Annotated in this window: 26 protein-coding genes and 2 pseudogenes; 10 read left to right on the top strand and 18 right to left on the bottom strand. The window is 69.9% G+C overall.

Translation table 11 applies throughout. From position 1 onward, the window contains the following. Positions 1-74 precede the first annotated feature (74 nt). Entirely contained in the window at positions 75-1,337 is a 1,263-nt protein-coding gene (locus GJ634_RS01835) for a tRNA(Ile)(2)-agmatinylcytidine synthase (protein WP_157500233.1), read from the bottom strand. A gap of 129 nt (positions 1,338-1,466) precedes the next feature. Between GJ634_RS01835 and GJ634_RS01830 the strand changes: the two genes are divergently transcribed. Next, positions 1,467-2,429, top strand: coding sequence for a transcriptional regulator (locus GJ634_RS01830; RefSeq protein ID WP_157500231.1), 963 nt, complete (start codon positions 1,467-1,469; stop codon positions 2,427-2,429). A 4-nt stretch (positions 2,430-2,433) separates the two neighbouring features. On the opposite strand, the gene GJ634_RS01825 is transcribed toward GJ634_RS01830, so the two are convergent. From GJ634_RS01825 to GJ634_RS01790, 8 genes and pseudogenes are all read right to left on the bottom strand, one after another. Continuing rightward, positions 2,434-2,802 carry an STAS/SEC14 domain-containing protein gene (locus GJ634_RS01825; protein ID WP_157500230.1) on the bottom strand — a complete coding sequence of 123 codons (369 nt, stop codon included), beginning with the start codon at positions 2,800-2,802 and terminating at the stop codon, positions 2,434-2,436. 61 nt (positions 2,803-2,863) lie between these two features. Next, a complete protein-coding gene (locus tag GJ634_RS01820; protein ID WP_331713944.1) occupies positions 2,864-3,109 on the bottom strand; it encodes a glutathione S-transferase N-terminal domain-containing protein in 246 nt (81 codons plus the stop codon). Positions 3,110-3,158: 49 nt separating this feature from the next. Further along, positions 3,159-4,595: an NCS2 family permease gene (locus GJ634_RS01815; protein ID WP_157500228.1), complete on the bottom strand. Its 1,437-nt coding sequence runs from the start codon at positions 4,593-4,595 to the stop codon at positions 3,159-3,161. 131 nt (positions 4,596-4,726) lie between these two features. Then, on the bottom strand, positions 4,727-5,440 hold the full coding sequence (locus GJ634_RS01810) for a phosphoribosyltransferase family protein (RefSeq protein WP_157500227.1): 714 nt from the start codon (positions 5,438-5,440) through the stop codon (positions 4,727-4,729). Between the two features lie 96 nt (positions 5,441-5,536). After that, positions 5,537-6,058 carry an orotate phosphoribosyltransferase gene (gene pyrE / locus GJ634_RS01805; RefSeq protein WP_157500226.1) on the bottom strand — a complete coding sequence of 174 codons (522 nt, stop codon included), beginning with the start codon at positions 6,056-6,058 and terminating at the stop codon, positions 5,537-5,539. A 42-nt stretch (positions 6,059-6,100) separates the two neighbouring features. Then, positions 6,101-6,295, bottom strand: a complete 195-nt coding sequence (locus GJ634_RS15805; protein ID WP_331713943.1) for a helix-turn-helix transcriptional regulator — start codon at positions 6,293-6,295, stop codon at positions 6,101-6,103. Next, positions 6,292-6,732, bottom strand: coding sequence for a hypothetical protein (locus tag GJ634_RS01795; protein ID WP_157500225.1), 441 nt, complete (start codon positions 6,730-6,732; stop codon positions 6,292-6,294). The genes GJ634_RS15805 and GJ634_RS01795 overlap by 4 nt, the downstream gene beginning before the upstream one ends. 333 nt (positions 6,733-7,065) lie before the next feature. After that, a pseudogene (locus tag GJ634_RS01790) lies at positions 7,066-7,609 on the bottom strand (CDP-2,3-bis-(O-geranylgeranyl)-sn-glycerol synthase). A gap of 90 nt (positions 7,610-7,699) precedes the next feature. On the opposite strand from GJ634_RS01790, the gene GJ634_RS01785 reads away from it, so the two are divergent. Then, the gene (locus GJ634_RS01785) at positions 7,700-8,539 is read left to right on the top strand and encodes a proline dehydrogenase family protein (protein ID WP_157500224.1); all 840 of its coding nucleotides are present in this window, start codon (positions 7,700-7,702) and stop codon (positions 8,537-8,539) included. 48 nt (positions 8,540-8,587) lie between these two features. Then, complete coding sequence (locus GJ634_RS01780) at positions 8,588-9,196, top strand: DUF502 domain-containing protein (protein ID WP_157500223.1); 609 nt, start codon at positions 8,588-8,590, stop codon at positions 9,194-9,196. Here GJ634_RS01780 and GJ634_RS01775 read toward each other — a convergent pair whose 3' ends face one another. After that, positions 9,197-10,123, bottom strand: a complete 927-nt coding sequence (locus GJ634_RS01775) for a branched-chain amino acid transaminase (RefSeq protein WP_157500222.1) — start codon at positions 10,121-10,123, stop codon at positions 9,197-9,199. A 143-nt stretch (positions 10,124-10,266) separates the two neighbouring features. Here GJ634_RS01775 and GJ634_RS01770 point away from each other — a divergent pair, with 143 nt between their 5' ends. Both GJ634_RS01770 and GJ634_RS01765 read left to right on the top strand, forming a co-directional pair. Then, entirely contained in the window at positions 10,267-11,718 is a 1,452-nt protein-coding gene (locus GJ634_RS01770) for a Na+/H+ antiporter NhaC family protein (RefSeq protein WP_157500221.1), read from the top strand. A 123-nt stretch (positions 11,719-11,841) separates the two neighbouring features. After that, on the top strand, positions 11,842-12,282 hold the full coding sequence (locus GJ634_RS01765; protein WP_157500220.1) for a hypothetical protein: 441 nt from the start codon (positions 11,842-11,844) through the stop codon (positions 12,280-12,282). Positions 12,283-12,300: 18 nt separating this feature from the next. Here the strand turns inward: GJ634_RS01765 and ribB are convergent, their stop codons facing one another. The 3 genes from ribB to twy1 all read right to left on the bottom strand — a co-directional run bounded on the left by ribB (position 12,301) and on the right by twy1 (position 14,726). Further along, positions 12,301-12,963 carry a 3,4-dihydroxy-2-butanone-4-phosphate synthase gene (ribB, locus tag GJ634_RS01760; RefSeq protein WP_394350863.1) on the bottom strand — a complete coding sequence of 221 codons (663 nt, stop codon included), beginning with the start codon at positions 12,961-12,963 and terminating at the stop codon, positions 12,301-12,303. After that, a complete protein-coding gene (locus GJ634_RS01755; RefSeq protein WP_157500218.1) occupies positions 12,947-13,654 on the bottom strand; it encodes a DUF120 domain-containing protein in 708 nt (235 codons plus the stop codon). The genes ribB and GJ634_RS01755 overlap by 17 nt, the downstream gene beginning before the upstream one ends. Positions 13,655-13,721: 67 nt before the next feature. Then, a complete protein-coding gene (twy1, locus tag GJ634_RS01750; protein ID WP_394350862.1) occupies positions 13,722-14,726 on the bottom strand; it encodes a 4-demethylwyosine synthase TYW1 in 1,005 nt (334 codons plus the stop codon). A 66-nt stretch (positions 14,727-14,792) separates the two neighbouring features. Here twy1 and argS point away from each other — a divergent pair. Then, positions 14,793-16,546, top strand: a pseudogene (gene argS / locus GJ634_RS01745) (arginine--tRNA ligase). Between the two features lie 147 nt (positions 16,547-16,693). Here the strand turns inward: argS and GJ634_RS01740 are convergent. Next, positions 16,694-17,536, bottom strand: a complete 843-nt coding sequence (locus GJ634_RS01740) for a MinD/ParA family protein (RefSeq protein ID WP_157500216.1) — start codon at positions 17,534-17,536, stop codon at positions 16,694-16,696. A 137-nt stretch (positions 17,537-17,673) separates the two neighbouring features. Here GJ634_RS01740 and prf1 point away from each other — a divergent pair, with 137 nt between their 5' ends. Both prf1 and GJ634_RS01730 read left to right on the top strand, forming a co-directional pair. Then, positions 17,674-18,924, top strand: a complete 1,251-nt coding sequence (prf1, locus tag GJ634_RS01735) for a peptide chain release factor aRF-1 (RefSeq protein WP_157500215.1) — start codon at positions 17,674-17,676, stop codon at positions 18,922-18,924. A 333-nt stretch (positions 18,925-19,257) separates the two neighbouring features. Next, the gene (locus tag GJ634_RS01730) at positions 19,258-19,527 is read left to right on the top strand and encodes a hypothetical protein (protein WP_157500214.1); all 270 of its coding nucleotides are present in this window, start codon (positions 19,258-19,260) and stop codon (positions 19,525-19,527) included. A 156-nt stretch (positions 19,528-19,683) separates the two neighbouring features. On the opposite strand, the gene GJ634_RS01725 is transcribed toward GJ634_RS01730, so the two are convergent. Further along, positions 19,684-20,679, bottom strand: a complete 996-nt coding sequence (locus tag GJ634_RS01725; protein ID WP_157500213.1) for a radical SAM protein — start codon at positions 20,677-20,679, stop codon at positions 19,684-19,686. A 119-nt stretch (positions 20,680-20,798) separates the two neighbouring features. Between GJ634_RS01725 and GJ634_RS01720 the strand changes: the two genes are divergently transcribed. After that, positions 20,799-21,896 carry a DUF373 family protein gene (locus GJ634_RS01720; protein ID WP_157500212.1) on the top strand — a complete coding sequence of 366 codons (1,098 nt, stop codon included), beginning with the start codon at positions 20,799-20,801 and terminating at the stop codon, positions 21,894-21,896. Here the strand turns inward: GJ634_RS01720 and GJ634_RS01715 are convergent. Next, positions 21,893-22,735: a polyprenyl synthetase family protein gene (locus GJ634_RS01715; RefSeq protein ID WP_157500211.1), complete on the bottom strand. Its 843-nt coding sequence runs from the start codon at positions 22,733-22,735 to the stop codon at positions 21,893-21,895. The two genes, GJ634_RS01720 and GJ634_RS01715, sit on opposite strands and share 4 nt — an antisense overlap. A gap of 326 nt (positions 22,736-23,061) precedes the next feature. Between GJ634_RS01715 and GJ634_RS01710 the strand changes: the two genes are divergently transcribed. Further along, positions 23,062-24,291 (top strand): acyl-CoA thioesterase/BAAT N-terminal domain-containing protein, encoded by a 1,230-nt coding sequence (locus GJ634_RS01710; RefSeq protein ID WP_157500210.1) that lies wholly within the window; start codon positions 23,062-23,064, stop codon positions 24,289-24,291. 15 nt (positions 24,292-24,306) lie between these two features. Here GJ634_RS01710 and GJ634_RS01705 read toward each other — a convergent pair whose 3' ends face one another. Further along, positions 24,307-25,284, bottom strand: coding sequence for an electron transfer flavoprotein subunit alpha/FixB family protein (locus GJ634_RS01705; protein ID WP_157500209.1), 978 nt, complete (start codon positions 25,282-25,284; stop codon positions 24,307-24,309). Continuing rightward, on the bottom strand, positions 25,281-26,044 hold a 764-nt coding region (locus GJ634_RS01700; protein WP_157500208.1), incomplete at its 5' end, for an electron transfer flavoprotein subunit beta/FixA family protein. The genes GJ634_RS01700 and GJ634_RS01705, both read right to left, overlap by 4 nt.

The following is a 26,044-nucleotide window of genomic DNA, read 5'->3' as shown; positions in this document are numbered from 1 at the left end:
ACCGGAATAAAGCGTTGTGGCTGCCCGTCAAAGATTGACATACGTCGAAGTCGCCGCGGGCGTCGGGCCGCGGGCTACCGCTCTGGGTGGACCGGCGCGTCCCAGCCGCCGCGAATCAGGGGCTTGGCGACGTGGCGGCGCGCGCACGGCGGCACCTCGTACCAGCCGCGTTCGAGGTCGCGGTCGACCTCGCGCTCGACCTTCCCGGGCGCGGCCGTCCCGCAGTCCCGGCAGCGGTAGCCCTGGTCCGCGCCCGCGCTCTCCATCGACGTCCCGCAGTCTGGACACTGCGGGGTCGCGAGTTCGGTCGCGTCGAGGTCGCGGACGGCGAACTTCTCCAGTTTGAGGGTGCCGTCGCTCACCTCGCCGCAGACCGTGAGGCGGTCGCCGGGCCGGAGCGCCCGCACGCGGTCGCGGAACCGCTTCGTCGGCTCGAACGCCGCGCACTCCACGCGGACGCCGTCGTCCTCGACGGGGACGAAGACGTGGCCGCCGCGGCGCGTCTCGGGCTCCCCGGCGACCGTCGCGGCGACGCGGTACGCGCGGCCGTCTTCGAGGTCGGCGAGGTTGGCTTCCCGGAGGTGCGCGTCGGTCCCCTGATTCGTGACGAACAGCTCGCTCGCGTGGACGGGTTCGCTGTCGATGGCGTCCGCGACCTCGGCGACCGTCTCGGCGTCCTCGCCGCGGATGCCGTAGAGGATTGGGCCGGGCGTGTGCGGCACGCAGACGAGTTCGTCCGCCTCGCGGTCGACGGTGTCCCACGCGTCGGGGTAGGCGGCGTCCGCCGCGGAGAACACGCTCTCGGCGTCCACGTCGCGCTCGGTCCCCCAGCGCTCGGGTGCCCGGTAGTCGATGCGCTCGCGGGTCCACTCCCCGAACGCGGACCACGCGCCGACGGCGGCGAGCGCGCCGACGACGCCGCGGCCGTTCTCCCACTGCGCGGTCTCGTAGCCGTGGGCGGCAGCGAGCGCGCTGGCTTCACCGGGGTCGAGGTGCTCGCGCATCGCGCGCTCGGCGAACTCCGTGATTGGGTCGGGGGCGTCGGCGTCGGGCGCGACCACCACGCCCGGATTCGTTCTGGGGTCGTCGGTTTCGGCGGCCTCGGCGACGACTTCCTCCGCGACCGCGAGCCCGACCGCGGGGTCGACGTCCGCGTGGACCGCGAGCGCGGCGTTCCCGCGGGTCTTGTACTCCACGGCGGGGTTCAGGCGCACGAGCAGCGCGCGCTCGACGCTCGCGCCGCGCTCGCGCAGCCGCTCGGCGACGAGGTGGGCGGCGTACGTCGTGCACATCCCGCGCTCGCGGGAGTCCGTGTCGTCGAGGGCGACGACCGTCATCGCTCCCGCGTAGGGGCCCGCCGCTTTTCGCGCTTCCGGTCGAACCCCGCGGTCGAATCACCGAAACCGCGGGGCAGCGGCGCCGTATCGGCACAACGCATATATGTCGCCGACGGCTTATCCTCGAGTATGTCACGGTCGGTACTCATCGAGAACGTCACCGCCATGCTCGCGGACGCGGGGTTCACGGTGAGTGACCGGTGCGCGACGCGGCCCAAGAGCTTCGACGTGGCCGCGCGCCGCGACGAGGACGTCATCCTCGTGAAGATTCTCGGCAACATCGACGCCTTCGACGCGCCGACCGGCGCGGAGATGCGGCGGCTCGGCACCTACCTCGACGCGACGCCGATGGTCATCGGCCTCCGCACCCGCGACGAGGAGCTCAAGCCCGGCGTCGTCTACTTCCGGCACGGCGTCCCCGTGCTCAGCCCCGACACCGCGATGGAGTTCTTCGTGGAGGGCGTCCCGCCGCTCATCTACGCGGCCCCGGGCGGCCTCTACGTGAACATCGACGGCGACGTGCTCGCGGACCGCCGCCAGAACGAGGACCTCAGCCTCGGCCAGCTCGCCAACGAGCTCGGCGTCTCCCGGCGCACCGTCTCGAAGTACGAGGACGGGATGAACGCCAGCATCGACGTCGCGATGGAGCTCGAGGACCTCTTCGGCGGCGACCTCACCTCCCCCGTCTCGGTGATGGACGGCGCCGAGGACGTCCGGGACGCCGAGCCGACCCCCGAGGACCCCGAAGCCGACCCCGAGGACGTGCCCGTGCTCTCCGTGCTCGCGCGCGTCGGCTTCGAGGTCCACCCGACGGACCGCGCGCCGTTCAAGGCCGTCAGCGAGGACGCCACGGGCGCCGACCGCATGCTGACCGGCCACTCCTCCTTTACCGAGGCCGCGGTCAAGCGCGCCCGCATCATGAGTTCGCTCGGCGCCATCACGCGAACGAGCGCCGTCTACGTCGTCGACGAGGCCTCCCGTGACTCCGTCGACGACACCGCCATCGTGGAGCGCGAGGAACTCGAGGACGTCGAGGACTCCGAGGACCTCCGGGACCTGCTCGCGGACCGCGGCGCCCCGCAGGAAGCGTAGCTGGCTACGCCGACTCGTCCTCGCGCAGCCACGCCCACGCGTCGTCGAGGTCGGCCGCGTCGAAGTACTCGAAGTCGACGCCGGTGACGCGGTCCTCGAGGCCGGTCACCCACTCCAGGAGTCGGTTGTCGCCGACGACCGCGTACTTCTCGACGTCGTCGCCGTGCTGCAGCCAGAAGCCGACGTCCTCGTCGAGCGCGTCGACGTCCGGCACCGGGACGGTCGGCATGTACACCAACACCCGCGCCGACCCCTCCTCGCGAATCGTCTCTCCGACGTCCTCGAGCATCGCTTCGACGTCCGCCTCCGAGAGCTCGTCCCGGACGCGGTAGCCGACGACGCGCCCGCTGCTCCGGTCGAGTTTCTCGTACATCGTCGGGGACTGCGGCCGCCGGCGGCAAGTCGCTTCTGGCGGCGAGAAGAGCAGAACGCCGCTACGCGCCGTACGTCTCCTCGAGGTAGTCGACGATGTCGTCCGACTCGGGCATCCCGTCGACGCCGTGCTCCTCGTCGACGAGCACGGGGACGCCGGTCTGGCCGCTGACTTCCTCGACTTCGGTGCGCTGGCTGTGCGAGCTCGGGACCTCGTGTTCGACGTACTCCAGGTCGAGCTCGTCGAGCTTGGTCTTGACCTTCGCGCAGTACGGGCAGCCCGGGAGCGCGTACAGTTCGAGTGTCACACTCCCGAGTACGGCGTCGACGCGGAAGAGCAGCGGGGTAGCGGCGGGCCTAGGCGACGGTCTGGAGGACGCCGCTGGTGCGCACGAAGAAGTACACGACGAACGCGACCGCGAGCAGCCACTGGCCGGGGGAGACGTCGTCGTACTCGCCGGTCGCGGCCTTCACGACCGGGTAGGAGACGATGCCGGCGGCGATGCCGTACGCGATGGAGTACGTGAACGGCATCACGAGGATGGTGAGGCCGGCGGGGACGGAGTGGGTGACGTCGTCCCACTGGACGGCGGTGACGTTCCCGAGCATCAGCAGCGCGACGACGACGAGCGCGATGTGGCTGGCGTACTGGGGAACCGCGGCGGCGAGCGGGACGACCACCAGCGACAGCAGGAAGAGGACGGCGACGACGAGCGCGACCATACCGGTGCGGCCGCCCTCCTCGATGCCGGTCGCGGACTCGATGTACGTGGTGACCGTCGAGGTGCCGAGCATGCCGCCGACGGTGGTGCCGACCGCGTCGGCCATCAGGGGCTTGTCGGCGTCCGGGAGGTCGCCCTCGTCGTTGAGGAAGCCGCCGGCCTGCCCGACGCCGACGAGCGTGCCCGCGGTGTCGAAGAAGTCCACGAAGAAGAACGTGAACACGATGAGCGCGAAGCTCAGCGCCTCGACGTTCTGGAAGCCGGCGACGAACGCGCCGGCCAGCGGCGTGATGTCGTACTGGGCCTGCGGGAGCTGGCTGGCGGCGAAGCCGCCGTTGCGGACGAACCCGTCGATGAGGACGCCGGGTTCCACGACGCCGGCGAACGTGAGGACGGCGCCGGCGACGGTGGTCGAGAGGATGCCGAGGATGATGCTCCCGGTGATACCGCGGGCGTACAGCGCGAGCGTGAAGAACAGGCCGACGATGGAGAGGACGGCGACCGGGTTCTGCGCGAGGTTGCCGAGCGCGAGGATGGTGCCGGCGTCGCCGACGATGACCCCCATCGCTTCGAGGCCGATGATGGCAAGGAAGAGGCCGATACCGGTCCCGACCGCGAACTTCACGGGCTCGGGGAAGAGGTTGATGACGTACTCGCGGGCGCCGACCGCGGTGAGGAGGATGAAGACGACGCCCTCGGTGACGACGGCGGCGAGCGCGGTCTGCCACGGGATGCCGAGCGCGCCGACGACGGTGAACGCGAAGAACGCGTTCAGGCCGAGGCCGGGCGCGAGCCCGAACGGGCGGTTCGCGTAGAACGCCATCACGAGCATGGCGACCGCCGACGCCAGCAGCGTCACGACGGCCAGCATCTGGACCGTCTCGGCGTAGCTGTGGTTCGCGAGCGCGATGCCGGGTTTGACGACCTTGCCGTCCTGAGTCACCTGGGTCATCACCGCGGGGTTGACGACGACGATGTAGGACATCGTGAGGAACGTCGTCACGCCCGCGATGACCTCGGTGCGCAGGTCCGTGTCGTGTTCGTCGAAGCCGAAGTAGTCAGCGAGCCCCATTATGATGCACGTTCGGGCATAACTACACCGCCCGCTTAAGCGTTGTTATGCACGTTGGAAGGGTGTGCCGTCTGGGGATGAAGAACCGTACAGAAAATACACGTTCGTGCCTAAATTCGGGTGCGAGCGCGCTATTCGAGCTCGGCGAGCGCGCCGACCGGGGCGTCGGTGAGCTCGCGGGCGCGCTCGACGCCGTCGTCGCCGACCGCGATGAGCGTGAACACGCCGGTGACGTCCGCGTCAGCGGCGTCCGCGATGTCCAGCAGGATCTCCTGGGTCTCGCCCGACCGGATGAGGTCGTCGACGACGAGGACGGTCTCGCCGGCGTCGACGGCGGACTCGGGGAGGTAGTAGGTGAGCTCGATGCCGGAGGCGAAGCGCTTGCGCGCCTCGATGAACTCCTCGACGGCAGTCTCCTTGGACTTCTTGGCGTACGCGCAGCGCGCGCCGTAGTACGACGCCAGCGACGCCGCGAGCGTGATGCCGTCGGTGGCCGCGGTGAGCACGACGTCCGGGCGCTCGAAGTCGAACGTCTCGGCGGCGACCGGCGCCACCAGATCGAGGAACGACTGGTCGAAGACGACCCCGGAGTTGTCGACGTACCCCTCGTCGTCGAGGCGCACGCGGGCTTCGAGTTCCTCGCGGAGGAGGTCGGCGCCGGCGTCGTCGACGACCTCGCGGGCGCGCTCGGCGCTCGGGAGCACGTGGCCGTTCACGTAGCGGTTGAGGTCGCCCGCCGGGAGGCCCGTCTCCGCGGAGAGCTCGTCGTACGTCCGGGTCTCCTTCAGCGTCCGCAGCACGTCGACCGCGCGCAGCTGGAGGGCGGCCTTCTCTGCTCGGTTCATACAGACCCACAAGTTTCCACAAACTTGAATACCCCGAAAGGCTCTGCGTGGGAAGAAACCACAAACGCGCTCATCTGGCGGGCGCGCGGCCGCCGCTCACTCGGCGTCCAGCAGGTCGCTGGCCGTCACGAGCGCCTCCATCTCGACGCCGTGCTCGGCGAGCAGTTCCCGGCCGCCCTCCTCGCGGTCCACCACGAGCAGCGCCCGGTTCACTTCCGCGCCAGCGTCACGGAGCGCCTCCACGGCGTCGACGGCGGACTGCCCGGTCGTCGCGATGTCCTCCACGACGACGACCTCCTCGCCGTCCTCGAGGCGCCCCTCGATGCGGTTGCCCGTGCCGTACTCCTTGGCCTGCTTGCGCGCGATGACGTACGGCACGTCGGCTTCGACCGCGGTGGCGGCGGCCAGCGGCACGCCGCCGAGCGCGACGCCGCCGAGTTTCGCGTCCGCGTCGAGGCGCTCGGCGAACGCCTCCGCGATGGCGCGCAGGCAGTCGGGGTCGGTCTCGAAGAGGTACTTGTCGACGTAGTACTCCGAGGTGCCGCCGTGGGAGAGCTCGAACTCGCCGAACTTCACGGCGTCCGCGTCCCGGAGCAGCTGCACGAGGTCGTCGGTCATTACCGGAGTTGGCGGGCCACCCCACCAAAAGGGGTGCGGTCGTCAGCCGTCGGGGTCGAAGAGGTCCTCGACCCGGCAGTCGAAGAAGTCCGCGAGCGCGAACGCCAGCTCCAGCGACGGGTCGTAGCGGTCGCGCTCGATGGCGTTGATGGTCTGGCGGGAGACGCCGACGGCGTCGCCGAGCTCGCCCTGGCTCAGCCCCTCGGCCTCCCGGCGTTCGCGGACGTCGTTGTTCACGAGTACCGCCGCTCCACGTACCCGTAGAGCCCGAGGAACACGAGCACCAGCCCCATGTACCCCCAGACGACGCCCTCGACGAACGCGGGGACGGTGGCGACGTCGGTCCCCTGAACGACGACGAGGCCGGGGAGCCCGAAGATGGTCACGCTGACGACGAACACCGCGGTGAGGCTGGCGGCGCGGCGCTCGATCTCGGCCTCGCGTTCGTCGAAGTGGCGGACGCCGGTGCGCTGCCAGACGGCGAGGTAGCCGATGTACCCGAGGTAGTAGGCGCCGAGGCCGGCGAACAGCACCCAGTCGGTGACGGGGCCGCTGGCGAGGACGCTGACGGCGACCGCGAGGAAGAACCCGAGGGTGCCGGCGCCGACCGAGCGGTTCATCCACTCGCGGTAGCGCGTCCGTTGCTCGATGGAGGGGTCGTCTGTCTCGTACATGGGTGGAAAGTTCGCTTTACAGTAAAGTATACCTTACACTCCGTGTTAACTCTGTCGGCGATGAGACCAGCAGTGACAGGCATCCGCGAGTGAGCGGCACGAGGCGCGAGGGACGAGCGCCTCGGTTTGCGCGAACGGGGAACGGAGTGACCCGTGAGCGGTTCGAAGAACCCGAACGAAGCGGTTCACTCCGCGACCGGACACAGTGAGGGAGCGCGGGCCGACGAGCGACTAAGCACCGCGAAGCGGTGCGCTGGAGCCGTGGAGTGCTTTTGGCCGAGCTTTTGCCGAGTGAGGCGCGCGAAGCGCGCCGAACGCAGCGCAAACGGTCGCTCACCACGGCTCGTGCTTCAGGCCGAGCAGGTAGCGATGCCGTTGGTGAGGACGTGCAGCAGCGGGGTGAGCACGAGGATGGCGACGACGACGTCGAGGGTGAAGGTGGCGCCGAACCACGCGGGGGCGGCGACGGCGGCGAGCGCGAGCGCGACGACGACGAAGTCGAGCTGGTCGAGGAGGGGGAAGGCGGCGCCGCGTTCGCGGCCGGTGCGGCGCTTGAGGAAGGAGGCGAGGACGTCGCCGAGCATCGCGCCGGCGGGGAGCGCGACCATCGCGGCGGGTGGGAACGCCGGGAGCGCGACGTCGAGCGCGTCGCTGGCGGCGTGTTCGACGGCGTTCAGGGCGAGCGCGAGCGCGACGCGGCGAGGGTTCCGACGGCGGTGCCGCGCCACGTCTTCCCGTCGCCGAGCACGCGCTTGCCGCCCCACGTGCGGCCGCCGTCGATGGGGCGGCCGCCGCCCGCGAGCACCGCGGCGTTGTTGGGGACGTAGGCGGGCAGCATCACCCAGACTGCGGTCGCGACCGTCGCTGCGAGACCCATGCGTGGGGGTGGACGCGGCCGGCGGAAAAACCCGCGGGTTCCGCCGGGGGAGCCGCGCCGTTTAAGGAACGCGGCGCCCGAAATCCGGGTATGATACCGCCCGTCGCGAGCAAGTTCGTCGCGGGGGAGACGCCCGCGGAGGCCGTCGAGCACGCCGCGGCGCTGAACGACCGCGGCGTGAAGGCCATCCTGAACCTGCTCGGGGAGCACTACGCGGAGCGGCCGCCGGCGGACGAGGACGCCGCGGCGTACGAGAACCTCGTTCGGGACATCGAGAGCAGCGGCGTGGACGCCTGCATCTCGGTGAAGCCCTCCCAGATCGGGCTGGACGTCGGCGAGGACGTGTTCGCGGAGAACCTCGCGGGCATCGTCGCGGTGGCCGACGAGCACGACGTGTTCACGTGGGTGGACATGGAGGACCACGAGACGACGGACGCGACGCTGGACGCCTACGAGGAGCTGACGACGGAGTACGGCGGCGGCGTCGGCGTCTGCGTGCAGGCGAACCTCAAGCGCACGGAGGGGGACCTCGAGCGGCTCGCGGGCCTCCCGGGGAAGGTGCGGCTCGTGAAGGGCGCGTACGACGAGCCGAAGTCGCTGGCGTACAAGCGCAAGGAGCGCGTGAACGAGGCCTACCGGGAGGACCTCGAGTACATGTTCCGGGAGTTCGACGGTGGCGTCGCGGTGGGCAGCCACGACCCGGAGATGATTTCGCTCGCCCGCGACCTCCACGACGAGTACGGCACCGACTACGAGGTCCAGATGCTGATGGGCGTCCGCGACGACGCGCAGGTCGACCTCGCGGCCGACGGCGTCGAGGTCTACCAGTACGTGCCGTACGGCGGGAAGTGGTTCTCGTACTTCTACCGGCGCGCGATGGAGCGCAAGGAGAACCTGCTGTTCGCGCTGCGGGCGGTTCTGGGGCGGTAGGGCGGTCGTCTCGAAATCCCTATACGTCGGCGCTCAGTGGACTCCCGTATGACCTCGTGGAAGCGGGACTTCGCGAGCGGGCTCGTCGTGCTCGCGCCGATTCTGGTCACGCTGTACGTCCTGTACTGGCTGTTCTCGCTCATCGCGCGGTTCTCGCTGCTCGCGACGAACGTCGACGACCCGGTGGTCGCGGTGGCCCTGACGGTCGTCATCTTCGTGCTGCTGGTGTTCTCGGTGGGCTACCTGATGCGGACCGCGCTCGGGACGTTCGCCGAGGAGGTCCTGGACGACCTCATCAACCGGCTGCCGGGGCTGCGCATCGTCTACAACGCCTCGAAGATGGCCGTGGAGACGGTGCTGTCGGGGGGCGCCGACGAGTTCCAGAAGCCGGTGAAGGTCGAGCCGTGGGAGGGGATGCGGCTGACCGCGTTCAAGACGGGGAAGACGACCAGCGACGGCCGCGAGGTGGTGTTCATGCCGACCGCGCCGAACATCACCTCCGGGTTCGTGATGGAGCTGGAGCCCGAGGACATCGAGGACGCCGAGGAGTCCACGGAGGACGCGCTGACGCGCGTGCTCAGCGCGGGGTTCGGGGAGAACAAGCGCGACGTCCCGGAGCCGTTCGTCAGCGACGACGACAACGACGACGAGGAGTAGTCAGACGTAGTGGAACCACTCCTCGCGGTCGCCGGTCTCGACGACGTCGAAGAACGCCTGCTGGAGCTCCTCCGTGACCGGGCCGCGAGTGCCCGAGCCGATGACGACGTTGTCGACCTTGCGGATGGGCGTGACCTCGGCGGCCGACCCCGTGAAGAACAGCTCGTCGGCGGTGTTGAGTTCGCCCCGCGAGATGGAGGCGTTGTCGTGGACGGTGTAGCCGCGCTCCTCGGCGAGCGTGATGACGGTGTCGCGGGTGATGCCGTCGAGGATGCTCTCGGAGAGCCCGGGCGTGAAGATCTCGCCGTCCCGCACGAGGAAGAGGTTCTCGCCGGGGCCCTCGGCGACGTTGCCCTCCTTGTTGAGGACGATGGCCTCCGTGAAGCCGTTGCGCCGGGCTTCCTCGCCGGCGAGCATGGAGTTGACGTAGAGGCCGGTGGTCTTGGCGTTGGTCGGAATCTGGCTGGAGGCGTGCTTGCGCCACGAGGAGACCATCACTTCGACGCCCTCCTCGAGGGCTTCCTCGCCGAGGTACGTCCCCCACGGCCACGCCGCGACGGCGACCTCGGTCGGGCAGTCCTTCGGGGAGACGCCCAGCGAGTTGTAGCCGAAGTACGCGATGGGGCGGACGTAACAGGACGCGAGGTCCTGCCGGTCGAGGAGTTCGACGGTCGCCTCCGTGAGCTCCTCGCGGGTGAAGTCGATGTCGAGGTCGTAGGGCTTCGCGGACGCGAACAGCCGGTCGAGGTGTTCGTCCCAGCGGAACAGCGCGGGGCCGTTGGCGGTGTCGTACGCGCGGACGCCCTCGAAGACGCCGCTGCCGTAGTGGAGCGCGTGCGTGAGGACGTGGATCTGGGCGTCGTCCCAGTCCACGAACTCGCCGTTCATCCAGATGGTGTCGACGTCCATGTCGTCGAATCCGCTCATACTCCCGGGAAGGGCGGGCCGTATCATAAAACCACGAGTGCCGGCGACCGGCAGTCGTTGCCGGCGAATTCGAAAACCGGCGCGAATGTCCGAGGATAATCCAACCGAGACGCTTAATTACCGAAGAGAATTACAAGCTGGCGATGAGCGACCACGCACCCCTCGCGTACGAGGACATCGACGAGGCTCGCCGCCCGAGCCTCGGCGAGGCGCTCGTGCCGATTCTCGCCGTCGTCGTCGCGCTCGGCGTCGGCTCCGGCTACCTCGGCCTCGCGCCGCACGCACCCCTGCTCTGGAGCATCGCCTTCACCGGACTGTTCGCGCGCTACCGGTTCGGCTACGACTGGGACGGCGTCTACGACGCCGCCGCCTCCGGCCTCCGCATGGGCCTGCAGGCGATTCTCATCCTGTTCGTCATCTACGGGCTCATCGCCACGTGGATCAGCGCCGGCACCATCCCCGGCCTGATGTACTACGGACTCGGCACGCTCACGCCCGTGGTCTTCCTGCCCGTGACGGCCGTACTCGCCGCCATCGTCGCGTTCGCCATCGGCTCCTCGTGGACCACCGTCGGGACGCTCGGCGTCGCGTTCGTCGGCATCGGCGAAGGGCTCGGCGTCCCGCTGGCGATGACCGCGGGCGCCATCGTCTCCGGCGCGTACGCCGGCGACAAGCAGAGCCCCCTCTCGGACACCACGAACCTCGCGGCCGCCGTCACCAACGCCAACCTCTACGACCACATCAAGGCGATGCGGACCGGCACCGCGATCGCGTTCGGCCTCTCCGTCGTCGCGTACGCCGTCCTCGGCGTGTACTTCCTCGAAGGCGGGAGCCCCGACATCGCCGCCATCAGCGGCCCGCTCGCGGACTCGTACGCGCTCGGCCCGCTCGTGTTCCTGCCGCTCGTCGTGACGTTCGGCCTCGCGATTCGCGGCTACCCGCCGCTGCCCTCGCTGATCGCGGGCATCTTCGCGGGCGCGCTCACCACCGTCGTCGTGCAGGGCGTGAGCTTCACCGCGGCGTGGACCATCTTCCTCAACGGCACCGACCCCGCCACCGGGAGCGAACTCGTCAACGGCCTCCTGACCGCCGGCGGCATCGCGGGCTCGGCGTGGACCATCGCCGTGGTGGTCGCCGCGCTCGCGCTCGGCGGCCTGCTCGAGGGCACGGGCGTGCTCGCGACGCTCGCCCACCACCTCACGCAGGCCGTCTGGTCGCCCGGCAGCCTCGTCGCCGGCACCGGCATCTCCGCGATAGTGACGAACGCGTTCTCCGCCCAGCAGTACATGTCCATCGTCGTCCCGGGGCTCAGCCTCCGGAACCTCTACGAGGAGTACGACCTCCCCGAGACGGACCTCTCCCGGGCCGTCGAAGCCGCCGGAACGCCGACCGGGCCGTTCTTCCCGTGGCACGCCGGCGCCGTCTTCATGACGAGCGCGCTCTACAGCGCGCCGGGCGCCATCTCGTGGTGGTGGGTGCCGTTCTACTTCTTCGGCATCCTCTCGCCGCTCGTGCTGTTCGCGATGGCGCTGACCGGCCACGGCTACACCCAGAAGAGCGAGCCGGCCGACGCCCCGGCGCCAGCCGACGACTAGCCCGAGAAGCGGCCCCGGAACGCGATGTCGCCGTTCTACGGGCCAGTTTCGCGCCCTGCGAACTGCACGTGGGTTCATACGCTTGGACGCAGTGGCTACGCAACGATGCGCCCCTCGAGTGGATTGCGCGACTCCGAGTCGGCCGCGCCCAGCCAGTCCGCGTCGCTGGGACGGCTCGTCGCGTTCTGGTTTCTCGTCGGGGCCTCGCTGGCGGGGCTCTGGCTCGGCGTCCACGACGCACTCGCGGTCCGGCTCCCCGTCTCCAGCCCGACGGCGGCGTTCGCGTTCTCCGTCGTCGCCGCGGCGGCGCTCTGGACCGCGGGGTTTCGGCCGTCGGTCCGCGAGAGCGCAGTGTACTTCCTCACGCACCTCGCCGCCCACCTGCTGTTGGTGATCGCGATAGCCGGACCGACACCGAACCCGTGGACGGCGACCGGCCTCCGAGTCGCATCGGTTCTGTGCGCGGCTACGCTCGGGTTCGCCAGCGTCGGCCGGCAAGCGCGCCAGCGACTCCGAGAAGCGGGCCGCCGGCTACTCAGACAGGAGAGTCCCTGCGACGGGTGAAGGAGTCGCTCGGGCTGCTTACTCGGCGAACGCCGCCAGCAGGTCGCTGCCTTCGACGTAGACGAAGCCCTCGCGGTCGGCGTACGCCTTCGCGTCCGCGACCGAGAGCGCGCCGCCGGTGTCGGCGTCGAGCATCTCGCAGACGACCGCGGCGGGCGCGACGCCGGCCTCTTCGGCGAGCGCGACCGCGAGTTCCGTGTGGCCCTGCCGGTCGTCCAGCGAGGGCGCGGCGCGGAGCACGTGGACGTGGCCGGGCGCGCGGAACTCCGCGGCGAAGTCGACGCTCGCGGGGTCGGCGGTCGCGGCCGCGAGCTCGGTGATGGTGAGCGCGCGGTCGTCGTCCGTGATGCCGGTGAACGTGTCGCGGTGGTTCACGGGCAGCGAGAACGACGAGCGGTCGTCGTAGCCGAGGTGGCCGTGGTCCGCCGCGGGGTGGTCGATGACGTCCGCGAGGAACGGGAGGTCGAAGGCGTCCGCGGCGGCCTCGCCGACCGCGACGCAGATGAGGCCGCCGGCGTCGTTGCGGAGGCGCGCGACGTCGTCGGGCGTGACCGCTTCCGCGGGGTAGACGAGGTCGACCTCGCCCTCGCGGTCGGCGGCGTCGTGGACGAGCACGGGGTCGCCGGCGCGGAACGCCGCGACCGCCGCCTCGACGCGTGTGGCGTTACTGCTCTTCGACACGGACAGTCACCTCGTCGCCGTCGAGCAGGCCGAGTTCCTCGCGGAGCTTCTCCGGCGCGATGAGCTCGACCTGCGTCTCGTCGTGGTGGGTGCGGTCCGGGACGATGACGTGCGCCGGCGAGAACGCGTCGCCGTCCGCGTTCTCGACGGTGGCGTGGTAGCACGTCGCCGGGCCGTAGGTGCGCTCCTCGTCCTCCCAGCCCTCGATGCGGACGCCGTCCATCGCCTCCAGCGCGGAGCGCGCGCGCTGGCTCTCGGCGGTGAGCTCGACGTTGAGGGTGCCGAGGTACGGCTCGTAGCCGAGCTTCTCCTCGAACTGGCGCATGTAGCCGGGGAGGCTGATATAGTGGCGTCCCTCGCCCATCCCGCTGGTGACCGACCCCTCGAGGGCGAGCTCGTCGGCGTCCTCGAAGATGCGGCGGTAGTCCTCGTACTCGCGTTCGAGGGTGCGCTCGCCGGCGTCCGTGATGGCGACCCACTGGCCGTCGTTGACGAGGTCGCGTTCGACGAGGCCCGCGTCCTCGAGCGCCTGGAGGCGGCGGGAGGCGGTCTGGTTGGAGGCGTCGAGGCGGCCCGCGAGGTCCCCGCAGGAGACCTTCACCTCGCCGCGGCGCGCGCCGTCGAGCGCGAGGAGCTTCAGCACGGCGAGCTCGTCGTACCCGACCTCGCGCGTGCCCGTGGCTTGCGACATGGCCACAGATTCGGGCGCGCGCCGCATAAGGATACCGGAAGTGGAACGCGTCTCGAAAGTGAGGGCGTCAGTCGGCGGTCGAGCCCGCCCAGAACTCCGAGTCCGCCTCGAGCTTCGGCACCCACGTGTCTTCCTCGCGGGCGAGCAGCGCCACCCGCGAGACCTCCTGGTCGCGCAACACGGTGTGCTCGGGCATGTGCTCCTGCACCGCCTCCGCGAACTCGACGACGTCCTCGTGGCTCGGCATCGCCTCGCGGTCGAGGCGGTCCCGGGAGTCGCCGACGTGCATGTACGCCTTCAGCTCCACGAAGTCCGGGTCCGCGCGGTCGTAGAACCCAGCGTACCAGTCCGGATTCTGCATGTTCTCGCCGCCGACGAGCGTCGTCCGCAGCACCGTCCGCGTCGCCTTCTTTTCCCGGAGGACGTCCATCGTGTCCACGAGCTTCTCCCACGCGTCGTCCTCGGTCGCGCCCACGACGTCGTCGAACGTCGCGCGCTCGGGGGCGTCCACGGAGACGTACAGCTGCGTCGGGTCGCACTCTTCGAGGACCTCGGGCCGGGTGCCGTTCGACACGAGGAACGTCGTCAGCCCGCGGTCGTGGAACTCCTCCAGCAGCTCCGGGAGGTACGGGTACAGCGTGGGCTCGCCGTCCAGCGAGATGGCGACGTGGCGGGGGTTCATCGCCTCCTCGAAGCGTTCTCTCGGAACGTCGTCGTTGCCGCCGAACCCCGAGAGGAGCTTCTTCTGGAGCTCGATGGAGGCGTCCACGACCGCCTCCGGGTCGTCCCACTCCACGCCGTCGAGCTCGTACGTGTGGCCGGCGTGGTCGCGCCAGCAGAACACGCAGCGCTCGTTGCACCGCACCACGGGCGTCATCTGGATGCAGCGGTGCGAGCGGATGCCGTAGAACGCGTGCTTGTAACAGGTGCCCTCGCCGCGCAGGGAGTTCGCCGTCCACCCGCAGGTCTGGGCGGCGGTATGGTTGTCGTGGTGGTAGTCCGGGTCGTCCACCTGCTTCGGCATACCACTGCGTTCGCCGAGCGCGTGGAAAAGCGTGGCGCTCGGCCCCATCCCCCGGAAGCGAGCGCGCCCGGCCGCTTCGGAAATCCCTTTAGCCGTCGCGTCGAACGGGCGAGCATGTTCATCGCTTTCCGCCGCGAAGTCGAGGCGGCCCTCGACGCCGCCCTCGGCGACCTCGGCTACCCGACCGAGGACCTCGGCATCGAGGAACCGCCCGCGGACGTGCCCGCCGTGCTCGCGTCCAGCGTGGCGTTCCGACTCGCCGGCGAGGCGCAGGCGCCGCCGCCGGAGGTCGCCGCCGAAATCGCCGACGCGTCGACCTCTCGGACGCCGAGTACGTCGCCGAGGCGTCCACGCAGGGCCCGTACGTGAACTTCTCGCCCAGCGAGGCGTACTTCGACGGCGCGCTCGCCGACGCCCAGTCCGAGGAGTGGGGCCGGCTCCCGGACACCGGCCAGTCGGTCGTCGTCGAGCACACGAGCGCGAACCCCACGGGGCCCGTCCACGTCGGCCGCGCCCGCAACCCGATTCTCGGCGACGCGCTCGCTCGCGTCCTCGACTACGCCGGCCACGACGTCACCCGCGAGTACTACGTCAACGACGCCGGCCGCCAGATGGCCGTGTTCACGTGGGCGTACGAGACCTTCGACGAGCGCGACCTCCCCGAGCCCGAGCGCGAGAAGCCCGACTACGAGCTCGTGCGCTACTACCGGAAGGGCAACGAGTTCCTCGAGGAGGGCGACCCCGAGGCCGTCGAGGAGGCCGAAGAAGAGATTGCGGCCATCATCGAGGGGCTGGACGCCGGCGACGAGGAGACCTACGAGCGCGTCGAGACCGTCGTCGACCAGGTGCTCGGCGGGATGCGGGAGACCCTCGGGCGCCTCCCCGCGGAGTTCGACGAGTTCGTCAAGGAGACGCGGTTCCTCCGTGACGGCTCCACGCACGACGTCGTCGACGACCTCCGGGACTCCGAGCACGCCTTCCGCGAGGAGGGCGCGTGGCAGCTCGACCTCGAAGCGTGGGACATCGAGCAGTCGTTCGTCTTCCTGCGCTCGGACGACACCACGCTGTACACGACGCGGGACCTCGCCCACCACGAGTGGAAGTTCGAGGCGTTCGACTACGCCATCACGGTGCTCGGCGAGGACCAGGAGCTGCACGCGAACAAGCTCAACGCCGCCCTCGACATCCTCGGGAACGACACGGACCGCCTCGAAGAGGTGTTCTACGCGTGGGTGAACCTCCCGGGCGGCGAGTCGATGAGCACCCGGCAGGGGACGGGCGTCGACATGGACGACCTGCTCGACGAGGCCGTCGCGCGCGCCGAGGAGGCCGTCCGCTCCCGGCTGGACGACCGCATCCGCGGCGACGACCTCACCGACGAGGACGTCGAACGCATCGCCCGGCAGGTCGGCATCGGCGCGGTGCGCTACGACATCGTCTCCAAGCAGCCCACGAAGGCCATCACGTTCGACTGGGAGGACGCCCTCGACTTCGAGGGGCAGAGCGCGCCCTACGTCCAGTACGCCCACGCCCGCGCCTGCGGCATCGCGGCGGAAGCCGACGGCCTCAAGCCCGAACTAGACGCCGGCCTCCTCGACACGCCCGAGGAGCGCGACCTCCTGAAGGCCATCGCGCGGTTCCCGGGCGTCGTCGAGGAAGCCGCCGCCGAACGCGAACCACACCAGGTCGCGACGTTCGCGCGCGAGTTCGTGGACGTGTTCAACGCGTTCTACCGCTCGCGGCACGTCCTCGGCGAGGACGTCGACGACGACGTGGCGGCCGCGCGCCTCGCGCTCGTGACCGCGGCGCGGCGCACGCTGGCGAACGCGCTGGACGTCCTCGGCATCGAAGCCCCGGAGTCGATGTAGAACAGTTACAGCGCGCCGACGAACACCAGCGACCCGTAGACGACGAGCAACGCGACCACGACGTAGACGACCAGCCAGCCGGTCGAGACGGAGTTCTCGTTTGCCATGGTCGACACTCCGCGGCCGTACTCGCTTAATTGTTCCCGTTCAGCCGAGCCGGCCGCCCGTCAGCCGCGACAGCAGCGACTCGTTGTCCGCCTCCGCCTGCTCGTCGGCGACCTCCGCGAACGCCGCGCCCGCGGACACCTCGCCGTCCTCGTCGCCGTCCCGGAACGACACCGGCGGCGACTCGCCGAGGAGCTCGTAGCCGAGTTCCCGGTACGACTGCGCGGCCGGGTTCTCGGGCGCGTAGACGACCAGCGGCTCGCCCGCCGCCTCGCTGTCGGCGACCGCGCCGTCCTCGGGAATCGTCCCGAGCAGCGGCGCGTCGACGCGCTCGACGGCCTCGTCGACGTCGACGGCCGCCCCGCCGACCCGGGTCAGAATCAGGCCCTCGACGTCGCCGCCGACGCGCTCGACGAGGTCCAGGGTCTTCGCGGTGTTCTCCAGCGCCGCGACCTGCGGCGTCGACACCAACAGTACGTCGTCGGCGAGGCCGAGCGGGACGGTCGTGTCGTGGCTGAGGCCGCCGCCCGTGTCCACGATGGTGACGTCGTACTCCTCGCGGAGGTCCTCGGCGACTTCGCGGAGCTTCGACGGGTCCGCGCGCCCGAAGTCCTCGATGTCCGTGCCGCCGACCATCGCGTCGAACTCCCCGGGCGCTTCCGCTACGGCGTCCAGCGCGTCCGCGTCCCCGGCGAGCACGTCGTGGAGCGTCGCCTCCGCGGGCTCCACGTCGAGGACGGCGCCGACGTTCGCCATCCCGAGGTCGTAGTCCACGAGCACGACCGAGCGGTCCGCCTCCGCCATCACCGCCGCGAGGTTCACGGCAGTCGTCGTCTTGCCGACGCCGCCCTTCCCGGAGGCGACGGCGAACACGCGTCCAGTCATACTCCCGCGTACGCAGAGCGGGCCTTAAAGCGTTGGGCGGGATTCGGCGTGCGAGCGTCCGACGCCCCGCCGCTGGCCGGCGCCCCGAAACCCGGAGGTCAAAGGTTACTTACGCGCACGCCGGCTATCTCCGGGTAATGAGCGAGCAGGAGGGCGCACCGTCCGAGGACCGCCGGAAGTACGAGTTCCAGAAGGTCATCGAGGACCTGAAGGACTACACCGGGAGCGGCACCCAGCTGGTGACCATCTACATCCCCCCGGACAAGCAGATCTCGGACGTCGTCGCCCACGTCACGCAGGAGCACTCGGAAGCCTCCAACATCAAGTCCAAGCAGACCCGGACGAACGTCCAGGACGCGCTGAAGTCAATCAAGGACCGGCTGCGGTACTACGACACGTTCCCGCCCGAGAACGGCCTCGTCGTCTTCTCCGGCGCGGTCGACACCGGCGGCGGCCGCACGGAGATGGTGACGGAGGTCCTGGAGTCCCCGCCACAGGAGATCCAGTCGTTCCGCTACCACTGTGACGACGAGTTCCTCACCGAACCCCTCGAGGAGATGCTCGGGGACAAGGGCCTCTACGGGCTCATCGTCCTCGATCGCCGCGAAGCCAACGTCGGCTGGCTGAAGGGCAAGCGCATCGAGGCCGTCAAGTCCGCGTCCAGCCTCGTCCCCGGCAAGCAGCGGAAGGGCGGCCAGTCCGCACAGCGGTTCGCCCGCCTCCGGCTGGAAGCCATCGACAACTTCTACCAGGAGGTCGCCGGGATGGCCGACGACCTCTTCGTCCCGAAGCGCCACGAACTCGACGGCATCCTCGTCGGCGGCCCGTCGCCGACGAAAGACGAGTTCCTCGACGGCGACTACCTCCACCACGAGCTCCAGGACCACGTCCTCGGGAAGTTCGACGTCTCCTACACCGACGAGTCCGGCCTGAAGGAGCTCGTCGACCGCGCGCAGGACACGCTCGCGGAAGCCGACCTGATGGACGACAAGTCCGACATGGAGGAGTTCTTCCAGGAGCTCAACGGCGGCGACCTCGCCACCTACGGCTTCGAGCCCACGCGGAAGAACCTCGTCATGGGCTCCGTGGAGACGCTGCTCATCTCCGAGGACCTCCGGAAGGACGTCGTCACCTACGAGTGCCCGAACGGCCACGAGGAACGCGAACTCGTCAGCCAGCGCGCCGACACCCCCGAACACACCTGCTCGGAGTGCGGCGAGGACGCCGAAGTCGACGAGCGCGACGACGCCATCGACCACCTCATGGAGATCGCCGAACAGCGCGGCACGGACACCCACTTCATCTCCACCGACTTCGAGAAGGGCGAACAGCTGCTCACCGCCTTCGGCGGCATCGCCGGCCTGCTGCGGTACAGCACGGGCGTCTAAGGCGCACTTTTTGCGCTGCACGGGGGTCGCCGCAGGCGACCCCCGTTCGGCAAAAACTTGCGGAAAAAGCACTCCGCCTTCACTTCGCTTCGTGGTTCGAGAGACGCCAGCGGCGTCTCTCGTCATCACGAGAGAGCTTCGCTCTCTCGAACGACTCCGTTCAGTCGTCGGCCTTCGCTCCCTCGCTACGCTCGGTCGCGAAGTGAACCGCTTCGCGGGGGTTCAGAGAACCCCCGCTCGCGGATGCTTCCTCCGCGGCAGTTCACCGGACCGCCGTTTCGCCGGCAGGGACAGGTACTTGCCACTCGGTCACATGGGACAAGACGCATCGCCATGAAACCGTGCCAAAACTGTCAGACGGTCATCGACGAGTACGTCCTGGACAAACAACTCGAACCCCTTCGAGATTTGACAGTCGACGACTTCAACGTCTGCGCGGACTGTGCGACCGTCGTCGACGACGCGTGCGTGGAGTGTGGCGGCGCGGTGTACGTTCCCCGGAGCGACTCGTCCGTTCCCGACTTCTGTCCGGCCTGCCGCTCGGACCTCATCGAGCGCACGGGCCACGACCCCGGTTGGCACCGCGACCCGATCTCGACCTGAAGCGCGGGCCGGCCGCTGCGACCGCTTTTCGACGTCAGAGAGTACCGGAGAAGAGACGTGGAGCTACGCCAGCGGCGTCCGCTCGACTACCTGCCACGTGTACCTTTTTCCGGCCTCGCTGCGCTCGGCCGCAAAAATCTACGCTAAAAAAGCCCGCTACGCCAGCGGCGTCCGCTCGACTACCTGCCCGTCGTACGTCGGGTACTGCTCGACGATCTCGCCGCTGTCGATGTCCCCCTCTTCGACCATCTCCTCGAGCAGCCACCACGCCACCTCGACGTGGTCGGACTTCACCGTGTAGAACTCCTCGGGGACGCCGAGGTCCCGGATGCGCTGCGGGCTGACAGTGGTCTTCCCGTAGACGAGCGTGCCGTCCTCGGTGACGTCGTCGAACTCCCGGCGGACGTTCCGCGCCATGCGCTTCAGGCGCGAGCGGTGCTGGGCGGCGTCCTTGAAGACGCTCGTGCAGAAGTACACCTTCTCGTGGTCGGCCATCTCCTCGAGGATGGCCTCCTTCGAGCCATCGACCGCGCTCATGTGGTCCTCCTGGAGCTCGTAGCCCGCCTCCTGCATGCGCTCGTAGTTCCCGTCGCTCATCTCGAACTCGTTGACGTTGCAGAACTCCGCGGCGCCCTCGTCGAGGAACTCGAGGAACTCCGGCTCCGCGCGGATGCCGGGAATCTCGAACGCGGGCGTCAGGCCCTCCTCGCGGGCGGTGTAGAGGATTTCCTCCCACTCGGTGCCGTGGAGGTCGCCCCACTGCTCGTACGGCGGGTGGAACCGGATCTCGTCGAGGCCCGCCTCGCTCAGGCGGCGCACGTTCTCGCGGCCGCCCGTGATGCCCGTGTAGAGGTGCGTGTGGTGGTCCTCGCCGAACTCGTCTTTCAGCAGGCGGAGGTACCGGCAGGTGCGGTCCAGCACTTCCTGCGGCTCGCCGCCCGTAATCGAGGTGCCGAGCGCGTCCATCAGCTTCGCCTCCTGGACGATGTCCTCGTCGTCCTCGACGGGACGCTCGTTGGCGTACACCTGCTGGACGTTCTTCCGGTTCTCGCCCAGCGGGCAGTAGAAGCAGTCGCGCTGGTCGCAGTACCCGTAGACGAAGAGCACCATCTTCCCGCCCTTCGCGCACTGCTCGCAGCCCTTCGAAATCATTCGTTGGAACACGTCTACTCCCCGAGGGCTGAAAAAGCGTGCGAATCCGGGTTGACGGACGTCCGGTTCGGCCGGCGCTCCCGAAAGCAGTTATACCGCCCTCCCGTACCGTTCGGCGAATGCTGCTCGTGCTGTGCGTGGACCTCGACGACGACCTCGGCCGGAAGACCGGCGTGCCGACGCCGGTGGTCGGGCGCAACGAGGTCGAACACGCCGCGGTGTCGCTGGCGGAAGCCGACCCCGAGGACAGCGACGTGAACGTCCTCTTCGAGGGCGTCCACCTCCACGACCAGTACAGCACCGACGAGGAGGTAGAGGTCGCCGCCGTCACGGGCCTCGAACGCGGGGACGTCGCCGCCAACCGGAAGGTCGGCCGCGAAGTCGACGAAGTATTGGCGAGCGTCCAGAGCGACGACCCCGTTCGCGCGGTGGTCGTCACGGACGGCGCCCAGGACGAGTCCGTCGTCCCGGTCATCCGCTCGCGGGTGCCCATCGACGCCGTCAAGCGCGTGGTCGTGCGGCAGGCCCAGGACCTCGAGTCGATGTACTACACGCTCAAGCAGGTGATGAACGACCCCGAGACCCGCGGGACGCTACTGGTGCCGCTGGGCATCCTCCTGCTCATCTACCCGCTGGCGGTGCTCGCGGACGTGCTCGGCTTGCCGGGGGCGGTGCTCGGCGTCTCCTCGGCGGCGGTCGGCCTGTACGCGCTGTTCCGCGGGCTCGGTCTCGAGTCCACCGTCGACGAGGCCGTCGAGCGCGTGCGCTCGGGGCTGTACACGGGCCGGGTCACGCTCATCACGTACGTCGTCGCGGCCGCGCTGCTCGTCATCGGCGGCGTCGAGGGCGTCAACGAACTCTCGGCCGTCCGCGAGGCGACCGCGGGGTCGCTGGCGCCATCGACGGTCGTCGCGGCGCTCACGTACGGCGCCGTCCGGTGGTTCGCGGCGGCCGGCCTCACGACGAGTCTCGGACAGGTGACCGACGAGTACCTCGCCGACCGGTTCCGCTGGCGGTACCTCAACGCCCCCTTCTACGTGCTCTCCATCGCCGCCGTCCTCCACATGCTGTCGGCGTACTTCCTCGGGTACGTCACGCTCACCGAACTCGCGGCGGTGCTGACGGCGGGGACGCTGGTGAGCGTGCTGTCGACGCTGACGTTCGCGGTCGTCGAGTCGTGGCGCGCGGACCGGAAGGGCGGCCCTGACGCCGCCTAGGCTTCCCGCGAGACGACGAACTCAGCGAGGTACTCGAGGTAGTCGTAAGCCTCCCCGGCGGGGAGGTCGAGGCTGTCGAGGGCGTCCATCGCGCGCTCGCTCTCCCGCTCGGCGAGCGCGTTCAGTTCCGCGGGCGAGCGGTCCGTCACCTGCACGATGCTCGGCCGGTCGAGCTCCTCGTCGATGCCCGCCGGCTTCCCGAGGTCCTCGCTGGCGGCGGTGGCGTCGAGGACGTCGTCCCGGATCTGGAACGCGACGCCGACGCGCTCGGCGTACTCCCCGAGCGCCTCCACGGAGCGGCCGTCGGCGTCCGCGGCGACCGCACCGAGCTCGGCCGCCGCGCGGAACAGCGCGCCCGTCTTCCGGCGCGCGAGCTCCATGTACTCGGCCTCGGTCTCCGGGCGGTCGACGAGTTCGATGGCCTCGCCCTCGCCGAGTTCCACGAGCGCGTCCGTGACGCACTCCATCGCCCGGGGGTCCCGTGAGAACAGGGCGAACGCCTCCCCGAGCAGGCCGTTCGACGCGACGAGCGCGGGGCCGTGGTCGAACTCCGCCCACGCGCTGGCCTTCCCGCGGCGGAGCGCGGACTGGTCGATGATGTCGTCGACGACGAGGGAGGCGTTGTGGACGAGTTCGACGCCGACCGCGAAGTCCATGGCGTCCTCGCTGTCCCCGCCCGCGGCCTCGCAGACGAGGACGGTGAGCGTCGGCCGCACGCGCTTGCCGCCCGCCAGCACGACGTGTTCGAGCTCGTCGCTGAGCTCCGAGGGCTCGACGGCCGCGACGGTCTCGGCGAGCCGCTGCTCGATGGCGGCGCGGTGCGCCTCCACGTACTCCATTACCCGACAGTCGGGGACTCGCGCGGAAATACGTGACGGGATTCGGCAGTCCGCGCCGCGTACGCGTCGGCTCTCGGCCGACAGAACCCAGCCGGCGACGGCGCTCGACCGGCCGCAGCCAGCGCCGAACTGTCCTCTCCAGACGGAATTGTCAACGAATCCCGAAAAAGTTCTTTTGCGGCGCGCTGCGAATATGTAAGTGAAGAAGAAACTCAATATTTTTCATAATTCTTTTTGCGGACGCCCGTATAGCCAGAAGAGTCGTCACAGCACCACGCACACTCTGGTCCATCGCATCGCACGCCAGCCGAGACCGTCACGACACCATGACAGACGACAGACAGCCAGCGGCGACTACGCGCGACGCTGCCGACCGGTCGCTCGCCATCGAGGCCCGCGACGCCAGCCCGAGCGACGAACCCATCGCCGTCCGCGTCACTGGCGCGGAGCCCGGCGAGCCAGTGACGCTCGCGGCGTCGCTCGAAGACGTCGACGGCGTCGAGTGGAGTTCCGAAGCGACGTTCACCGCCGACGGCGACGGCGTCGTCGACTGCACCGAGCACGCGCCCGACGCCGGGAGCTACGACGGCGTCGAACCGATGGGGTGGCTGTGGTCGATGCGCAGCGACACAGACGCGCCGTTCGCGCGGCTCAGCGGACGCCAGCACGTCGACGTCACCCTCCGCGCGACCGCCGACGACGCGGAGACGACCCGGACCGTCACGCGCGTCCTCCACGACGCCGACGTCGAAGTACGGCCCGTCGAGCGCGACGGCCTCGTCGGCACGCTCTACCTCCCGCCGGGCGACGGCCCCCACCCCGGCGTGATAGAGCTCCACGGCGCCGGCGGCCGCCGCGGCGACGGCACCGCGAAACTGCTCGCGACCCACGGGTACGCCGCCCTCGCGCTCACGTACTTCGGCGAGGCCCACGACGCGCTCCCGGACGAACTCGAGCGCGTCCCGCTGTCGTACGGCGACGACGGCGCCGACTGGCTGCGCGACCAGTCCGACGTCGCTGGCAGTCGGGTCGGCCTCGTCGGCGCCTCGCGCGGCGCCGAGTTCGCGCTCCTGCTCGCCGCCTACTGCGACTGGGTCGGCGCCGTCGTCGCCTACGCCGGCAGCGGCGTCCCGTGGGACACCCCCAGCGGCGAACCCGCGTGGACGCGCGACGGCGACCCCGTCCCCCACATCGAGGCCGACGGACGCCCCGCCGCCACCGACCTCGACGACCGCGACCTCGCCGGGACCGTCCCGCCCGTCGAGAACGCCGCCGGCCCCGTCCTGCTGCTCTCCGGGCGGGACGACCGCGTCTGGAACGCCAGCCGGCTCTCCGACGCCGTCGTCGACCGCCTCGACGCCCACGACTTCCCCCACGGCTACGAGCACCGCAGCTACGAGAACTGCGGTCACCTCATCGGCACGCCGTACGCGCCGCTCGGCGGCATCGCGGACGTCGACCGCGTCGGCGGCACCCCGCGCGGCACCGTCCGCGCCAGCGAAGACGCGTGGCCGGCAGTGCTGGATACGCTCGAAGACGGACTGCAGAACAGTTAGCGGAGAAGAATTAGCTCAGACGTTCGGCGGCTCGCCGCCGAACTCTTCGATGAGCGCGGGCACGACGTCGAAGAGGTCGCCGACGACGCCGTAGTCCGCGATGTCGAAGATGGGGGCGTTCGGGTCTGTGTTCACCGCGATGATGGTGTCCGCGCCCTTCATCCCGGCGACGTGCTGGACCGCGCCCGAGATGCCGATGGCGAGGTAGACGTCCGGGGTGACCTGCTTGCCGGACTGCCCGACCTGCCGGTTCTTCGGCAGCCACCCGTTGTCCACGATGGGACGCGACGACGAGAGGGTGGCGCCGGTCACCTCGGCGAGTTCCTCGACGAGTTCGAGGTTCTCCTCCTCCTCGATGCCGCGGCCGATGGAGACGAGGAAGTCCGCGTCCGTGATGTCGACGTCGCCGCCGCCGACCTCCTCGAAGCCCTTCACGTTGGACCGCACCGCGTCCTCGTCGACGGTCACGTCGAACGCGGAGACCTCGGCGTCGCCGACGCCGTCCGCGGGCGGCCACTCGCCGCCCCGGATGGAGACCGCGAACGGCCCCTCGGCGACGTCGATTGTCGTCTCGACCTTCGAGCCGTACATCTCGCGGGTGACCTCGAGCGTGCCCTCGCTGTAGTCGAGGTCGACGGCGTCGGAGACGTACGGGCGGCCGAGCCGCGTGGCGACGGCGGGCGCGTAGTCGAGCCCGTTGACGCTGTTCGGCACGACGAGGAACTCGGGGTCGAGGTCGCCGGCGAGCGCCTCGACGGCCTGCACGTAGACGTCGTGGTTGAACTCCTCGCCGTAGTCCACGGTGTGAATCCGGTCGACGCCCTCGCGGTTCAGCCGGTCGGCGAACGACTCGACGTTCCCCGAAATCACGGCCGCGTGGAGGTCGCCGCCCGCGGCGTCCGCGAGCTCGCGGCCCGCGGTCAGCAGTTCGAGGCTGACGTCCCGGAGCTCCCCGCGCCGGTGGTCGGCGACGACGAGGACGTCGGCGCTCATTCGCCGACCACCCCCTTCTCGCGGAGGACGTCAGCGAGCTTCGCGGCCTGCTCGCCGGCGTCGCCGTCGAGGTACCGGGCGTCGCTCTCGGTCTCGGGCTCGTACATCGCCGTGACGTCGAGGCTCGACGCGACGTCCTCGGCGCCGAGCCCGAGGTCGGCGAGGCTCTGCACGTCGATCTCCTTCGACTGGGCCTGCCGGATGCCCCGGAGGCTGGCGTACCGCGGCTCGTTGATGCCCGTCTGGATGGTGAGCACGGCCGGGAGCTCCACGTCCGTGAGCTCCTCGACGCCGCCCTCGAGTTCGCGGCGGACCGAGGCGACGCCCTCATCGAGCACCGCCTCGGTGTCGAGGGCGTTCACGACCGCCGCCCACTCGACGCCGACCGTCTCCGCGAGCGCGACGCCGGTCGCGCCGAAGCTGTCGTCGTTGGCCTGCACGCCCGAGAGCACGAGGTCGGGGTCCTCGGCCTCCACGACGGCCGCGAGCAGTTCGGCCTTCGTCTCCACGTCCAGCAGTTCGACGTCCTCGATGGCGTCGTCCCAGACGCGGACCGCGCGGTCGGCGCCCTTCGCGAGCGCCATCCGAATCGTCTCCTCGCTGCGCTCCGGACCGATGGAGACCGCGACGACCCTCCCACGTCGTCGCCGGCCCTCCGCGAGCTGGACGGCCTCCTCGACGGCGTAGTCGTCCCACTCGTTGAGGTCGTAGTCGAGGAACTGCTCCTCGACCTCCGTGCCCGAGATTTCGAAGTCGTCCT

This window comes from Halobacterium sp. CBA1126, assembly GCF_009741975.1.
In the GTDB taxonomy this organism is placed as follows: domain Archaea; phylum Halobacteriota; class Halobacteria; order Halobacteriales; family Halobacteriaceae; genus Halobacterium.
This window is presented reverse-complemented; position numbering and strand designations above follow the sequence as displayed.